Annotated in this window: 10 protein-coding genes; 5 read left to right on the forward strand and 5 right to left on the reverse strand. The window is 40.4% G+C overall.

Features of this window, described 5'->3' with window-relative positions; genetic code table 11:
• Window positions 1-95 precede the first annotated feature (95 nt).
• Complete coding sequence (gene proS, locus BKK54_RS08415) at window positions 96-1,808, forward strand: proline--tRNA ligase (protein ID WP_077542638.1); 1,713 nt, start codon at window positions 96-98, stop codon at window positions 1,806-1,808.
• An 88-nt stretch (window positions 1,809-1,896) separates the two neighbouring features.
• On the opposite strand, the gene BKK54_RS08420 is transcribed toward proS, so the two are convergent.
• The 3 genes from BKK54_RS08420 to BKK54_RS08430 all read right to left on the reverse strand — a co-directional run bounded on the left by BKK54_RS08420 (window position 1,897) and on the right by BKK54_RS08430 (window position 8,063).
• On the reverse strand, window positions 1,897-4,671 hold the full coding sequence (locus BKK54_RS08420; RefSeq protein WP_077542639.1) for a M16 family metallopeptidase: 2,775 nt from the start codon (window positions 4,669-4,671) through the stop codon (window positions 1,897-1,899).
• 71 nt (window positions 4,672-4,742) lie between these two features.
• Window positions 4,743-7,106: a TonB-dependent receptor plug domain-containing protein gene (locus tag BKK54_RS08425; RefSeq protein ID WP_077542640.1), complete on the reverse strand. Its 2,364-nt coding sequence runs from the start codon at window positions 7,104-7,106 to the stop codon at window positions 4,743-4,745.
• A 237-nt stretch (window positions 7,107-7,343) separates the two neighbouring features.
• Complete coding sequence (locus BKK54_RS08430; RefSeq protein ID WP_077542641.1) at window positions 7,344-8,063, reverse strand: MgtC/SapB family protein; 720 nt, start codon at window positions 8,061-8,063, stop codon at window positions 7,344-7,346.
• Window positions 8,064-8,220: 157 nt separating this feature from the next.
• On the opposite strand from BKK54_RS08430, the gene rimO reads away from it, so the two are divergent.
• From rimO to asd, 3 genes are all read left to right on the forward strand, one after another.
• Window positions 8,221-9,558: a 30S ribosomal protein S12 methylthiotransferase RimO gene (rimO, locus tag BKK54_RS08435; protein ID WP_077542642.1), complete on the forward strand. Its 1,338-nt coding sequence runs from the start codon at window positions 8,221-8,223 to the stop codon at window positions 9,556-9,558.
• 20 nt (window positions 9,559-9,578) lie between these two features.
• The gene (locus tag BKK54_RS08440; protein ID WP_077542643.1) at window positions 9,579-11,576 is read left to right on the forward strand and encodes a UDP-glucose:protein N-beta-glucosyltransferase; all 1,998 of its coding nucleotides are present in this window, start codon (window positions 9,579-9,581) and stop codon (window positions 11,574-11,576) included.
• Window positions 11,577-11,725: 149 nt separating this feature from the next.
• Window positions 11,726-12,841 carry an aspartate-semialdehyde dehydrogenase gene (gene asd / locus BKK54_RS08445; protein ID WP_077542644.1) on the forward strand — a complete coding sequence of 372 codons (1,116 nt, stop codon included), beginning with the start codon at window positions 11,726-11,728 and terminating at the stop codon, window positions 12,839-12,841.
• 107 nt (window positions 12,842-12,948) lie between these two features.
• Here asd and BKK54_RS11660 read toward each other — a convergent pair whose 3' ends face one another.
• Together BKK54_RS11660 and BKK54_RS08455 are read right to left on the reverse strand one after the other, a co-directional pair.
• The gene (locus BKK54_RS11660) at window positions 12,949-13,815 is read right to left on the reverse strand and encodes a tetratricopeptide repeat protein (RefSeq protein ID WP_143541446.1); all 867 of its coding nucleotides are present in this window, start codon (window positions 13,813-13,815) and stop codon (window positions 12,949-12,951) included.
• A gap of 66 nt (window positions 13,816-13,881) precedes the next feature.
• On the reverse strand, window positions 13,882-14,538 hold the full coding sequence (locus BKK54_RS08455) for a tetratricopeptide repeat protein (RefSeq protein ID WP_077542645.1): 657 nt from the start codon (window positions 14,536-14,538) through the stop codon (window positions 13,882-13,884).
• A gap of 304 nt (window positions 14,539-14,842) precedes the next feature.
• Here BKK54_RS08455 and BKK54_RS08460 point away from each other — a divergent pair, with 304 nt between their 5' ends.
• Window positions 14,843-15,790, forward strand: a complete 948-nt coding sequence (locus BKK54_RS08460; protein ID WP_077542646.1) for an alpha/beta fold hydrolase — start codon at window positions 14,843-14,845, stop codon at window positions 15,788-15,790.
• Window positions 15,791-15,802: the final 12 nt, after the last annotated feature.

The raw sequence follows: 15,802 nt of genomic DNA on the forward strand, positions 1-15,802 counted from the left end.
TTTCTTCTTTCAAAAAAGTGCGGTTAAAAATGACCGCACTTTTTGTTATACTCCCACCAATTTTTTCTTAATTTAACGAATTTAAGGTTAATTCAATGCGTACAAGTCAATATTTATTTTCGACATTAAAAGAAACCCCGGCGGAAGCCGCCATTGTCAGCCACCAACTGATGCTACGCGCGGGAATGATTCGCCCTCTCGCCGCCGGACTTTATAACTGGATGCCAACAGGGTGGCGGGTACTACGTAAAGTAGAAAAAGTGATCCGTGAAGAAATGGATAAAAGCGGTGCGCTAGAAATTAAAATGCCGGTGGTGCAACCTGCAGAGCTTTGGCAAGAATCCGGTCGTTGGGAGCAATATGGCCCGGAATTATTGCGTTTTACTGATCGTGGAGAGCGTGGTTTTGTGATTGGCCCGACGAATGAAGAAGCCATTACGGATTTAATGCGTCGTGAAGTTACCTCTTATCGACAGTTACCTATTAATCTTTATCATATTCAAACCAAATTCCGTGATGAAGTCCGCCCACGTTTTGGTGTGATGCGTAGCCGTGAATTTATCATGAAAGATGCTTATTCTTTCCACACTGATAAAGAAAGTTTGCAACAAACTTATGATGTGATGTATCAAACCTATAGTAATATTTTCACTCGGTTAGGGTTGGATTTCCGTGCAGTGCAAGCAGATACGGGATCCATTGGCGGCAGCGCTTCCCATGAATTCCAAGTGTTGGCGAATAGCGGCGAAGATGATGTGATTTTCTCGACTGAATCCGATTATGCCGCCAATATCGAATTAGCGGAGGCAGTGGCGATAGGCGAACGTGCTGCCCCAACAAAAGCGATGGAATTGATTGATACGCCAAATGCTAAAACCATTGCAGAATTGGTTACACAATTTAATCAGCCTATTGAAAAAACCGTGAAAACGTTGATCGTCAAAGGGGCAAGCGAGGAGCAACCACTGGTGGCATTAATCATTCGTGGTGATCACGAGTTGAATGAGATTAAAGCGGAAAAATTAGCGGAAGTGGCATCACCTTTTGAATTTGCCGATGAAGCAGAAATTAAAGCCAAAATTGGGGCAGGCGTAGGATCATTAGGGCCGGTCAATCTTAATATTCCTGTGATTATCGATCGTTCGGTAGCACTGATGTCAGATTTTAGCGCTGGCGCAAATATTGACGGCAAACATTATTTCAACATTAACTGGGAACGTGATGTTGCCTTGCCGAAAATCGCGGATATTCGTAATGTGGTGGAAGGCGATCCGAGTCCGGATGGAAAGGGAACGCTACTGATTAAACGTGGTATTGAAGTAGGGCATATTTTCCAACTGGGCAAAAAATATTCCGAAGCCATGAATGCCACCGTGCAAGGCGAAGACGGTCGCCCAATGGTGGTAACGATGGGTTGCTATGGTATCGGGGTAACCCGTGTGGTGGCTGCAGCGATTGAACAACATCATGACGAACGTGGCATTATTTGGCCAACTGATGAAATTGCGCCTTTCACTGTGGCAATTGTGCCGATGAATATGCACAAATCTGAAAGTGTCCAACAATATGCAGAGGAACTTTACCGCACTTTACAGGCACAAGGCGTGGATGTGATTTTTGATGATCGCAAAGAACGCCCTGGCGTGATGTTTGCGGATATGGAGCTTATAGGTGTTCCGCATATGATCGTGATCGGTGAGAAAAATTTAACAAACGGTGAAATTGAATATAAAAATCGCCGTACCGGTGAGAAAGAAATGATTGCAAAAGATCAATTATTTGATTTTCTGAAAGCAAAATTAGCTTAATTTACATAAGTGATCAGCCCCTCAAAATAGCGATATTTTAAGGGGCTGATTGTTTTATGGCTAACCTAATGGTCTAAAGTGCGGTCAATTATTGGCGTAAAATTGCCTCAAAACGGGCGGGTTTAACTAGCACTTTTTTAGCAAGTGCCTCAATCTTAGGTTTACTTGCAAGTTGCTCTAAATGTTGATAGAGATAAATTGATTGCGGATCGCCTTGTTGCCAATAGCTCTCTTCAATTAAACTTGCCACCGAGACCAATGAGTCAAACTGACGTTTAATTTGTTGCTGTTGTTCCGCCTGTTTTTTGCGAAGCAAAGTTTCATCAATGCCTTGTTCAATGATCTCATCTAAAATTTGATGGGTTAATTTAATCAGTTCATCTGCTCTCTCCGGCGCACAACTAAATTCAATTTTTCCCTCAATTTGCGGCATATAAGGTTCTTGACTAAACCAACTATTCACGGAATAAATACCCGATGCTTTTTCCCTCAACACAAGGCGTAGTTTTTCTTGCACGATATCGCCAAGAATGTCTAAGGCGTATTTTTGTTCTGCTTGCCATTGGTTTTCTGCAGTAAGATAAATTTCCACATCCGCTCGTGGTTCACTTAATCCTCTCATTGAGAATGTTTTGTTCGGTGTATGGATAGGGGTAGGTTGATAAACCCGAGATTGTGTTTTCACTTCAACCGTTGCCAAATATTGTTTTGCTAATTTTTCAACATCATCTCGTGAAATATCACCAATAATGAAATAAGTGAAATCCGTTTTATCTAAGATCTTCTCTTGATAAATTTGGCTTAATTGTGCCGTAGTAAAACCCAATAATTCCGCTTGATTTTGAGTATATGCGGTGGCGATATTCGGTTGGCGTAAACGGGAAACCGCCTGCATAAATTTGGTTTCCACATCAATTTGTTTGAAATAATCTTGCGTTTCCCGGCGATATTTTTGTAGTGCGCTGTCTGAAATCGGCGCGGATTGGAGTTTTAAACGAAACAGCGTGAGTAAATTCTCCAAATCCTGTGATTTCCCTACACCGGTGAAACCTTGCTTATCATCATCAATCACTGTTGCCAACACAAGGGGATTTTGCCCAAAAAGATGATTGATATCCGAAGAGGCAAGTTCACCTACACCGGTATCATCTACCAAAATAGTCGCCGTGCGTAATAGATGATAATCTTGATTCGGAACGGTGCGTAATCCACCACTTGTTACCGCTCTAAAATGCACTTGATTTGGTGTTTTATCGCTGTAATGATAAATCAGTTTTGCCCCGTTACTTAGGCGATATTCATCAATATTGCCTTTATCCCAATGTTTTTCCAACACCAATGCACCGCCCTCAGAAGCAAAGTGCGGTCGTTTTGCTTTGTGTTTTTCGTTTTGCCAAGGGTTTTGGGTTTGACGCAGGATTTGTTCCCAAAGCTGTTCAATATCTGTGGCATTAAATGGGAGTTTTTGTTCCGGTAGCGGCTGGGTCACCAATAATAATTTGGCTTTTAATGCCAGCATCTTATTAAAGGTTTCATTAATATCGCTGAGTTTGATTTCAGTTAAAAAACGGCGATTTAGTTTGTAGCGGTCTTTGGCATTTAACGTGATTTGATGGTTGGCCGCAACAGCAATCAACTCATCAGCAATTTTTAAACTGCCGCTACGAATCTCTTTTTGTTTTTCATTGAGGCGGTGAAGTCTTGTGATTTCCTCATTGAGTTCCTCCGGGGTAAAGCCGTGTTGCCTAATTTCAGCTATAAAGGTAAAAAGTGCGGTAATATTTTTTAAATAATGCGTATTGAATAATTGCAATGAAAAAACCGTTTGTAGGGTTTCTTTACCAAGATGAGAACGGTAAAAGTTGGCTGAATCCAACCAGTCGCCTTGACGTTCCTCCCATTTTTGCAAGCGTAAATTGACTAAACGCGTAACAATTTGCTGAATGAGATCTTGTTTGTAGTCCGTCAGTGTTTCCTGTTGTTTATCCTCTTCAAAAAAACTGAGTTCCAATGCCGGAATGTTTGTGCCTTGTTCGGCAACACTTGCCACCCGCCAATGGTTTATTAGTGGAATGGAAAAATTAATTTTATCAAGGGGTGTTTGTAAGCGTGGATCAGATTGCGCTAAGGCGTTATTCAGCAAGGTTTTGACTTCATTGGGGTCAATATCCCCCACCACGATCACCGACATATTATCCGGTCGATACCATTTATAATAAAAATCCGCCACTCGATCACGGTAAATATGGCGAATAATCTTCATATCGCCAATGGGATCACGTAATACATAGCGTGATCCCACCATTTCTATAGCACTTTTTTTATCGCCGAGACGCAACATCGGGCTTAATCGGCGACGCCATTCTTCTTCAACCACACCACGCTCACCGTCAAGGTCTTTCGGCAAAATAGTGAGATGATTCATCCATTGATTGATGACATCAAAGGCAAGAGATAGCTTTTGCGGGCTGTTATCGTCCAGATTTAGGGTATAAACGGTATTTTCAAAATCGGTGAAGGCATTGATATCACGGGCAAACTTCATGCCTAACTTTTCCAATGCAGTAATGATGGTATTTTCGGGATATTTTTTCGAACCGTTAAAAGCCATATGCTCCACTAAATGGGCGATACCTTTTTGATCGTCATCCTCGTGCATTGAACCGGCATTCACCACTAAACGAAGATACACCCGATTTTTAGGCTCGCTGTTGTGCAAAATATAATATTGCAGTCCATTAGCCAACTTACCCTGTTTAATATCGGGATCGAAAGGCAATGTGTCGGCATCTGCTTTGTTTTGACAGGCGATAAGCCCGCCCAAAGTACAAAGTAGTAAAAAAAGTGCGGTTAGTTTTTTCATCATTTTTGCTTAAATATAAAAAAAGAAAATCTACGCCAATTCACATTAGCGTAGAAAGAATCAACATTAACTTAAAATTTGTAGCCGACTTCCAACCAAAATTCACGACCGGGCGTGTAGATACCGTATTCATCATTCGTTGAAATGGCTCTAACGGTTTTGGATTTACGGGTTTGATTAAGTACGTTTAGGATATCAACCTGTAAATAAACACTGTGATTACCAGTAATTGTCGGTTGCCAACGAATGCTGGAATCCCACTGAGTATGGCGACCATAATGGTATGAGCGGTAACGGGAAATATCATCGTCAAAATTACTATCCAGTAATTCGTAGCTGCGAATCGGGGCTTTCATATAAACTTTATTTGACCAAGTAATATGGTAATCCGGAATCGTCATATCCACACCCAATCGGGCAATCCAATCTTCCGTAGAGCTATTAGCTTTATTTAGCATATTGCGGCGGGTCATTAATTTACCATCAAGATAAACGGTCTCATTTGGATCAAGCTCTCGACCAATATCGGCACGTTTTGTGTTCAGCCAATCAAAGCCTAATGAACCTGTCCAGTAGGTATTTCCCCATTTCCAAGGTTCAATGTTATTGACTTGGAATGTATAAATATCCACGCTGAAATCACTGCCATTATGATAGGAATTTACTCGGTTGGCGTCGCGTTTTAATAGAATCCGATTTTTATTCTGGCGGTGAATGTAATTCAATTTAAATGCTAAATTGCCGAATTCTTGCTCTATTCCCAAACTGACTTCATCGGCATAAGGCGTTTTTAGTGAATTGAATGCTTGATATTCACGGCTGGTATCACGGTTGATTTTTAAAATTTCATTGGTCAGTTTTAATGACGCGAAAGAGCGGCCGTAATAACGGTTCAATCCTAATGTTAAACCGGTTTCTTCCCAAGGTTTATAGCGAGCCACAAAACGTGGGGCGATATTATTGTTTTGTAAATAATCATCCCTTTCGATACGTACTCCGGGGCGAAATTCCAATTTTTTCCAAGAGATTAAATCTTCCGCATAAAAGACAAAGTTTTGATAACGGGTTTTAGCACGACCGCTATAAGTGATACTGGTGCTTTCCGATGGATAAAACGGAGATTGAACAATCAGTTTTTGGCGAACATCTTGAGGTCGGTGGAATTTATAATGTGTTGCCTGATAAATACCACCAACGGAAATAGAATGGCGACTTGTGCCTAAATCAAAAGGATCAACGGCAAATTCCGTTGAGAAATGAAGATTATCTTGTGTCAGAGAACTGTTACCATAACCGCCTTTTTCATAATCGTAAAACTGCTCATCATTTTCATCAAAAACAGAAACTGTTTCTACATTGGCAGAAGAGGATTTTCGTCTATCGTTGAAACGATCATAAGCAAGGGTATTTGTCCAAACGCCAGAATCAAATGAATGCACCCATGCCAATGTCGTGCCGAAGGCTTGGTGATAGTCGCTAACATCGCTATCAATATTGGTCGTGTAATATTTTTGTTCTTTATAATTGGAATAACGGAATCCTAGTTCAAAACGATCTTTTTCACTTGCCGCTAAGTTGAAATTCAGCAATAAATTATCGGAATTGCGTAGGTGATTTTGTTTATTTAGTTTGGCTTCGGTATCGTATCCGATGAGTCGATTTTGTTGGATACGGGAATGACGTTTACTGTAACCCAGCACCATACCTAAATTATCAGTTAAGCCTTTTTCCAAAACGATGTTGAATGTTTGCTTGCGATATTTAGGCTGAAATTCGGCAACACCGGCGGCATCAGGTCTGATTTTATCCAATAAATTTTGTGCCGAATTATCGACATTCATTTTTGCCCAGCCGGAATTTGTCGTGCGATATTTGAGTGAAACACTATCTTTACCATTATATTGTTTCGTTTTGGCGACCACTGCTCCCCCCATAAAGCCACCTAGACTGGCGGAAATATTGCTGTCATGTACTTCAACTTTGGAAAGCATAGAAGCATCAAAGAAATAAGCCTGTGTATGGCTAATTCCCGGTAAGACTTGCATTGCACCGTCAAAGATTTCACTATCCACCGTTAAATCATTGTTTACATTGACATTGTCCACAAAATAAGCAGTTTGGTTTGCATCCGCACCATTAATTGAGATATTTTGCGGCTTAATTTCGCCACGTTGAAAACCGTCCTGATCGCTGTCTTCATAACGAATATGTGGGTTAGAGCGTAAATAATCGGTGATGTTGTTATTGCTTGTCGGCGTTTTTTCCATCTCTGCGGAAGTGAGCGTTTGAGTGGAGGAAAGTGATTTATTATGTTCTCCATATACCACAATTTCCGGTAGCATATTGGATTGATTGTCAGTGATTTTTTCTTCTGAAAATGTATTTGTAGCATACAAGGTCGCACAGATAAAAAGTGCGATTCTATTTTTATACATGGTATTCCTTAAAGCGAAATTAAATTGATAATGATTATCATATTATTTTGAGTAACAATGTAAAGAAAATATTGACTAACGAGAGAACGTTTGATTTTTTATTGTGCTTGAAGAAAGAAAGGGATAAAGGAATGAACAATATCTGATCATAAAACAATCAAAAGTAAAGGGTAGCATGGCAATGAAGTGATAATCTACTTTAAGATAAAAAAATAAGGGGGAATTATCCCCCTAATCTTAATTTTCAAACAACTCCACGCTCAACACCCCTTCTTCCGTTTTTAATAGGGTGTAAATATCTTTAATCATCGTGCTATCAATTGCAAAACATCGAATTTGTACACGAACTTCGTTATTAACCAAATCTTTGACCGAAAGATTTTCAATACGGTAATCGTTTTGAATTAACAAGTTAGTAATCACAGCAAGAGAAGCCGATGAGCTGAGATGAATGATAATTTTAGTTTTCTTTTTACGACCTTTACGCCTTACTAAACGTTGCACCATCGGACTGAAACGCACCGAAACCAAAATCATCACTGTTGCAATCAGCGCATCAAAAATAAAGCCTGCACCGGTTGCAATACCAATACCAGCGGCAGCCCAAATAATTGCAGCCGTTGTTAAGCCGGAAATGGCATCATTCTTTTTATGCAAAATAACGCCAGCGCCAAGAAAACCAATCCCGCTAATCACCTGTGCAGCAAGGCGCATTGGGTCGGTACGAATATTTTCTGAAACTTGCGCATAATGTTCCGCTGCTTGAATGGAAACCATGGTTAATACGCAAGTCGTAATCGCAATAATCGAACAGGTTTTGATACCGACAGGTTTGTGTTTTAACTCACGTTCCAGACCAATAATGCTCCCCAAAAGCAAGGCTAAAAACATTTTTCCGAGGATAATCAAATGATGAGAACTTAAAAGTGCGGTCAAAATAAGCGGTGAATTTTCCATAATGTCATTATTCTTAATAAAATTGGGTAAAAATTCTAACGGGTTGAAAAATAAAATACAGCTAATTTTACAATTTTTTTACCTTTAATTGATCGCCTTTCACATTGAAATTGAGTAGAATTAGACGCTTTAATATGGCTAAAGTCGAGATAAATTTATGCAAAATCCAACCGGAAATATTGGCTTCGTAAGTCTGGGTTGCCCCAAAAACTTGGTTGACTCCGAGCGAATTTTAACGGAGCTGCGAACAGACGGGTACAATATTGTGCCAAGTTACGAAAATGTTGATTTGGTCATTGTCAATACTTGCGGTTTTATTGATAGTGCCGTGCAAGAGTCCTTGGAAGCTATTGGCGAAGCGCTGGAAGAAAATGGTCGGGTGATTGTAACCGGTTGCTTAGGCGCAAAAGAAGATCGTATTCGTGAAGTGCATCCTAAAGTGTTGGAAGTAACGGGCCCTCATAGTTATGAAGCCGTGATGGCACAAGTACACAAATATGTACCTAAGCCTTCTCATAACCCTTACACGAGCCTTGTCCCAAAGCAAGGGGTGAAACTCACACCAAAACATTATGCTTATTTGAAAATTTCTGAGGGCTGTGATCATCGTTGCACTTTTTGCATTATTCCTTCCATGCGTGGTGATTTGGAAAGTCGTTCCATCACTCAAGTATTGGATGAAGCCAAACGTTTAGCCGAAGCCGGCGTGAAAGAGTTACTCGTTGTATCGCAAGATACCTCTGCTTATTCTATGGATTTAAAACGCCAAGAAGGCGGAGTAAAAACATCATTTTGGAACGGAATGCCGATCAAAAATGATTTGATGACGCTCTGTAAGCAATTGGGAAAACTCGGCATTTGGGTGCGTTTGCATTATGTTTATCCATATCCCCACGTGGATGATTTAATTCCACTGATGGCAGAAGGCATATTACTACCTTATTTAGATATACCCTTACAGCATGCCAGCCCAAAAATTCTCAAAGCAATGAAAAGACCGGGCAGTATTGACCGCACTTTAGAACGCATAAAAAAATGGCGTGAAATTTGTCCTGATTTAACCTTGCGTTCCACCTTTATTGTAGGTTTTCCGGGTGAAACCGAAGAAGATTTCCAATTACTACTTGATTTCTTAAAAGAAGCTCAACTTGACCGTGTAGGTTGCTTTAAGTTTAGTCCGGTAGAAGGTGCACCGGCAACGGAGATGGCAGATCAAATACCGGAAGAAATCAAAGAAGAACGCTACCATCGTTTTATGCAATTACAACAAGAAATTTCAGCCGAGCGGTTAAAACAAAAAATAGGTAAAACCTTGGATGTGTTAGTCGATGAAATTGATGAAGAAGGAATTGTGGGACGTTCAAAAGCGGATGCACCGGAAATTGATGGCCTAGTTTATGTCGATAACCCAAACGGCATCAATGTGAAAGTCGGTGATGTCATTAAAGTCACCATTACCCAATCAGATGAATACGATCTGTGGGGAATCTGTTAAAAATTGAGAAGGAGGGTAAAGTGTCTGAAGTGAAGAAACCGAGTGTACTGCGTTTTGAAAAAGAGGTCGCAGCTAAAAACTATGAAGCGGCTTGTGTCGAATTACTTGATATTCTGGGTAAAATTGACTCAAATTTTGGCGATATTCAAGATATTGAAATTGATTTTCCTCAGCAACTTGAGAACCTAACCAAAGAGAAAAATATCTACTTTTGCACTCGAATGGTTGTTGCCATCACTCAATTGTTTAGCGATCCTCAATTAGATATTTCCCCTTCCGGAGCACAACGTTTCTTTGTTTTACAACGTTGGTTAAATATGATTTTTGCTTCATCCCCTTTTGTTAACGCAGATCATATCTTACAAACCTACAATCGTAATCCTACACCTCAAGATCCATTAAATATTCACTTAGATACATCAGAATTAGTTAAATTCTGTATTCTCTATTTACCTGAATCAAATGTTCATCTTAATTTGGATGCATTATGGAATCTTGATCCTGAGCTTTGTGCCTCACTGTGTTTTGCATTACAGTCACCTCGTTTTATTGGTACAGAACAATCGTTTGGTAAACGTGCAACCCTCTTGCAATGGTTCCCTGAAAAATTAGCGCAGATTGAAAATCTAAACAATCTTCCTAGTGGTATTTCTCATGATGTCTATATGCATTGTAGTTATGACGTAGCCGCCAATAAACATAATGTTAAGCACGCATTAAATCAAGTTATCCGCCGTCATCTTATCGCTTCAGGTTGGACAGACCGAGATGTAACAAAATTAGGTGAGCGTAACGGTAAACCGGTAATGATTGTTCTCTTAGAACATTTCCACTCCGCCCATTCAATTTATCGAACCCACTCGACCTCTATGCAAGCGGCACGTGAGCGTTTCCATCTAATTGGAATCGGTGGCAGTGCCGTAGATGATGCCGGTCGTGCCGTCTTTGATGAATTTCACTTAATTGAAGGCAATTCCATTATCGAAAAACTCACGTTTTTAAAAACTATTTGTGAAGAAAATGGCGCATCGGTATTTTATATGCCAAGTATCGGAATGGATCTCACCACTATTTTTGCCAGCAACACCCGCCTTGCGCCTATTCAAGTCATTGCATTAGGTCACCCTGCGACTACCCATTCAGATTTTATTGAATATGTGATTGTTGAAGATGACTATGTGGGATCAGAAGAATGTTTCAGCGAAACGTTGTTACGTTTACCAAAAGATGCGCTTCCTTATGTGCCATCAGCCCTCGCACCACAGAATATAGAATATCGCTTACGCACTCATCCGGAAGTCGTGAATATCGGAATAGCCTCTACAACAATGAAATTGAATCCTTATTTCTTGGAGGCATTAAAAGCCATTCGTGATCGTGCTAAAGTGAAAGTTCACTTCCACTTTGCATTAGGGCAATCTAGCGGCATCACTCACCCTTATGTTGAGCGTTTTATTAAATCTTATTTAGGTGACGATGCCACCGCTCACGCTCACTCGCCTTACCATCAGTATCTTCAGGTTTTGTATCACTGCGATATGATGGTAAACCCATTCCCATTTGGGAATACAAACGGCATTATTGATATGGTGACCCTTGGTTTGGTGGGAATTTGTAAAACCGGGCCTGAAGTGCATGAACATATTGATGAAGGCTTATTTAAACGTTTAGGTTTACCTGAATGGCTCATTGCCAATACCGTCGATGAATATGTAGAAAGAGCGATTCGTTTAGCAGAAAACCATGAAGAACGTCTGGCTTTACGCCGTCATATTATTGAAAATAACGGTTTGCAAACCCTCTTTACTGGCGATCCAAGCCCAATGGGTAAAATCTTACTGGAAAAACTTAACGAGTGGAAAGCAGAACATTTGAGCGAAAAGCCAAAGCAAAATGCTACAGTAAAAAAATCGGTAGACAAAAAAGCCGAAACCTCTAAAACCGGCGTGAAAAAAAGTGCGGTCAAATCTAAGGCTAAATCTACGGCGAAAAAAACCACGAGAAAAACTGAAAAATAGCTAAAAATCCCCGAAAGGGGATTTTTTATTGATAACAATTAATCCACTCATAAATTTATTGCTCTCCATCATAAAAATACTTGATTTTGACCGCACTATCTTGTAATTAATAAACCCATTCAAACACAACATTAACAAAGGAAAAAACTATGAAAAACGTTGGTTTTATTGGATGGCGCGGAATGGTCGGTTCCGTATTAATGGATCGAATGGTGCAAGAAAATGATTTTGCAAACATCAACCCTATTTTCTTCACCACTTCACAAGCAGGGCAAAAAGCACCTGTTTTTGCCGGCAAAGACGCAGGTGAACTCAAAAATGCCTTCGATATTGATGAACTCAAAAAATTAGATATTATCGTTACCTGTCAGGGGGGGGATTACACTAACGAGGTCTATCCGAAATTAAAAGCAACCGGTTGGAACGGCTACTGGGTGGATGCGGCTTCCGCATTGCGTATGGAAAAAGATGCCATTATCGTGCTTGATCCGGTCAATCAAAATGTAATTGACGAAGGCTTAAAAAACGGCATTAAAACCTTTGTGGGGGGGAACTGTACCGTCAGTCTTATGCTGATGGCAATCGGTGGGTTATTTGAGCGTGATTTAGTGGAATGGGTCTCGGTGGCAACCTACCAAGCCGCGTCAGGTGCCGGTGCAAAAAATATGCGTGAATTGCTTTCCCAAATGGGCTTATTGCGTGATGCGGTGAAAGAGGAATTAGCTAACCCGGCATCTTCTATTTTAGATATTGAACGTAAAGTTACTGCAGAAATGCGTTCTGCCGATTTCCCAACAGAAAACTTTGGGGCAGCATTGGGCGGTAGCCTTATCCCTTGGATCGACAAACTGTTACTGGAAACCGGACAAACTAAAGAAGAATGGAAAGGCTATGCCGAAACCAACAAAATTCTTGGCTTAAGTGACAACCCAATTCCTGTTGATGGCTTATGTGTACGTATTGGTGCATTACGTTGCCACAGCCAAGCCTTCACCATCAAATTGAAAAAAGATTTACCATTAGCGGAAATTGAGCAAATCATTGCCTCACACAATGAATGGGTGAAAGTGATTCCAAACGACAAAGAAACAACCTTAAAAGAATTAACGCCGGCGAAAGTAACAGGCACATTAAGTGTACCAGTCGGACGTTTACGCAAACTCGCCATGGGTGGCGAATACCTCTCTGCCTTCACCGTAGGCGACCAACTCCTATGGGGTGCTGCTGAGCCGGTTCGCCGTATTTTGAAACAGTTGGTGATGTGATGTAATCTTCCCTCACGAATGTAAAAACGGTCGGTTGTTTACCCGAAAACAGCCGACCGTTTATTATTTTCTCGTTATTTATTCATTTGTTTTTCATTATTTTCTCGTTATTTATTCATTTGTTTTTCATTAATTTCACGATATTTATCACAACCTTTCTGACTACCAAAATCGCAGGCAGAACCAAAATAGTCTTTGGCTTTTGTCTGATCTTCCGTTTTCTCACCTAATTTTAACCAAAATTCAGGATCATGATTGCTGTTCATTTCTGCCTCTAAAATTGCTACCCGTTCTTGATATTCTTTCGGAATATCCATAGTCAGAATCTCGACTTTTAATTCATCAAGAGATAATTCTTCTAGAATATTCTTCACTGTTTTGTTTTGTACAAGTGAATTTCTCTCTGCTAATAACTGTTGAGCTTTGGCTTCGTTTTTCTCTGTACCAATCCCTAACAAATAGAAAATTACCAATTGTTTATAAGTATCTTCAAATAAAAGATTGGTATTTTTCGTAGCCGGTATGGATAAATCAACAGCTGCCACATTTAACGCTTTCGCCCGTTGATAAGTTTGTAACGACCAATCAAAGGCTTTCTCCCAGTTTTGTTTTACCCCGATTCCTTCTCGATACATTCCGGATAATAAGGACATTGCATGAAAATAACCTGCTTTGGCTGATTTTTCTACCAACATTGCTGCGGTGAGTTCATCATTTTCCAAATAAGAAATTGCCAAATTATAATCAGCCTTCGCATCACCTAAGGCTGAGGCTTTTTCTAACAAGGCTTTTTTATCTGATTTGTTTTCCTCAAGATTCGCCAATCCCACATAAGCACGAGTAATTTTTTGCTCTGCGGCTTTTTCATACCATTTTTTTGCTAATGTATTATTCTCACTTTCCTTATAATAATGCCCACAGGTAAACACACATAAGTGATATATACGCCAACATAGGGTAGAAAAACGATACATCCCCCTAAAATTAAAAATGCCCAAAAGGCAGCCATACCCAAAAATGATGCTAACTTTTTACGCATACTATTTCCCCTCATTCAAATTACGATACATATCACAGGCACCTTGATCACCATTCTCACAACTCTTTCCCATCCACTCTTTTGCTTTTTGCATATCTTGTCTAACCCCTTCACCCAAGAAGTACATTGTCGCCAGCATACCTTGAGCCTTTGCATGCCCTTGCTCAGCGGCTAAGCGGAACCACTTCACGGCTTGGTAGTCATCTTGTTTTACGCCCCGTCCGTTGTCATACATCACGCCCAAATTAAATTGAGCCTTTGCCTCCCCTTGCTCAGCGGCTAAGCGGAACCACTTCACGGCTTGGTGGTCATCTTGTTTTACGCCTTGTCCGTTCAAATATGCATTCCCCAAATTAAATTGAGCCTTTGCATGCCCTTGCTCCGCCGCTAAGCGGTACCATTTCACCGCTTGGTGGTCATCTTGTTTTACGCCTTGTCCATTGTCATACATCAGCGCCAAATTAAATTGAGCCTGTGCATCCCCTTGCTCTGCTAAAGGCTTCCAAAGATTGTAAGCGGTTTGAAAATCGCCTTTTTCTATAGCTTCAACGCCCTGTTGAAATTGGCTTTCACTATCCGAAAAAGCCACTTGGCTAAGCGTAGCGGTGGAAAAAGCAAAAAGTGCGGTAAAAAATAGGGTGGTTTTGTTGAATTTCACTGGGTTTTCCTCTTTGGTTAAATCATTAAATTGGTTAAAAAATGATTATAAGTTGTTTTTTTTTTGCGCAATATTTTATACTTTGGCTTGCTTTAATTGATTGAAACTTGAACGTTATTAGAATGAAATCTGAGGGAAAGAGAATGCCGAATTTGGAATAATAAATGCTATAATGCCGACTCCCCCAAATCCTTAAAGTGCGGTCGGTTTTGGCTGATTTTTCTGAATAATGGCATGACATCAAAATATGACAAAAGCCCATTAATTGCGTTATTTTTATCCAAAAGCCGTTGGAATCATGATTATGATAAGAGAACCCCGTTTTTGCCAATTTGCCTTAGTGGAATTGTTGCCTTTTTTTGAAAGTGTGCCTACCCAATATGTTGTTGGGAAAGGCAATATTCGTATTGCCTATCGCCATTTTGTTCACGAGGGAAGTGCGGTCAAAAAATTGATGGTTTTGGTGAACGGGCGGGCGGAGAATATGATGAAATGGTCGGAGCTTGCCTATGATTTTTATCATCAAGGCTATGATGTATTGCTGTTTGACCACCGTGGTCAAGGCTATTCCGAGCGGCTTTTACAAAATCCGGAAAAAGGGCATTTAGATGAATTTCGTTTTTATGTGGAGGATATGCAAAAAGTGATTGAAGAAACGACCGCACTTTTTGACTATCAAACCCAACATCTGATTTCCCATTCTCTTGGTTCATTGATTGCTGCTTATTATTTGGCAAATTGCGATCATCACATTCACAAAGCGGTGCTTTCTTCCCCTTTCTTTGGCGTGCCGTTAAAACAGCCGATTCGTGATGAGCTGATAATTGCCACCATGAATTTACTGGGGCAGGGGACGCGTTATGTTTTCGGCAAAGGGGCTTACAAACCGGCGCATCTTGAACAAAATGAGCTGAGTTTTTGTAAAACCCGTATGAAATGGATGAATAGAATCAACCGAAAATATCCCGATCTTCACCTTGGCGGCCCGACCTTCCGCTGGGTACATTTATGCCTGAGTGCGATCAAACGCTTGCCTACCATTCTTCCCCGCATTGAAATACCGGTGCTGATTTTGCAATCGGAAAAAGAAAAAATCGTGGATAACAAAACCTTGGAAAAACTGACCGCACTTTTCCCTCACGCTCATTGCGAGCTCATTCATCAAGCAAAACACGAGATTTTATTTGAACGGGACGAACGCCGAACACAGGCAATGGAAAAAATTGCCCATTTCTTGCAAAAATCATCGTAGTTTTATGGGATT

The sequence above is a fragment of the Rodentibacter genomosp. 1 genome, assembly GCF_001999285.1.
GTDB lineage: Bacteria > Pseudomonadota > Gammaproteobacteria > Enterobacterales > Pasteurellaceae > Rodentibacter.

Bases quoted from the DNA above. Each gene is read 5' to 3' on its own strand.
- proS (WP_077542638.1), top strand. From the start codon at position 96: ATGCGTACAAGTCAATATTTATTTTCGACATTAAAAGAAACCCCGGCG.
- BKK54_RS08420 (WP_077542639.1), bottom strand. From the start codon at position 4,671: ATGAAAAAACTAACCGCACTTTTTTTACTACTTTGTACTTTGGGCGGG.
- BKK54_RS08425 (WP_077542640.1), bottom strand. From the start codon at position 7,106: ATGTATAAAAATAGAATCGCACTTTTTATCTGTGCGACCTTGTATGCT.
- BKK54_RS08430 (WP_077542641.1), bottom strand. From the start codon at position 8,063: ATGGAAAATTCACCGCTTATTTTGACCGCACTTTTAAGTTCTCATCAT.
- rimO (WP_077542642.1), top strand. From the start codon at position 8,221: ATGCAAAATCCAACCGGAAATATTGGCTTCGTAAGTCTGGGTTGCCCC.
- asd (WP_077542644.1), top strand. From the start codon at position 11,726: ATGAAAAACGTTGGTTTTATTGGATGGCGCGGAATGGTCGGTTCCGTA.
- BKK54_RS11660 (WP_143541446.1), bottom strand. From the start codon at position 13,815: ATGTATCGTTTTTCTACCCTATGTTGGCGTATATATCACTTATGTGTG.
- BKK54_RS08460 (WP_077542646.1), top strand. From the start codon at position 14,843: ATGATAAGAGAACCCCGTTTTTGCCAATTTGCCTTAGTGGAATTGTTG.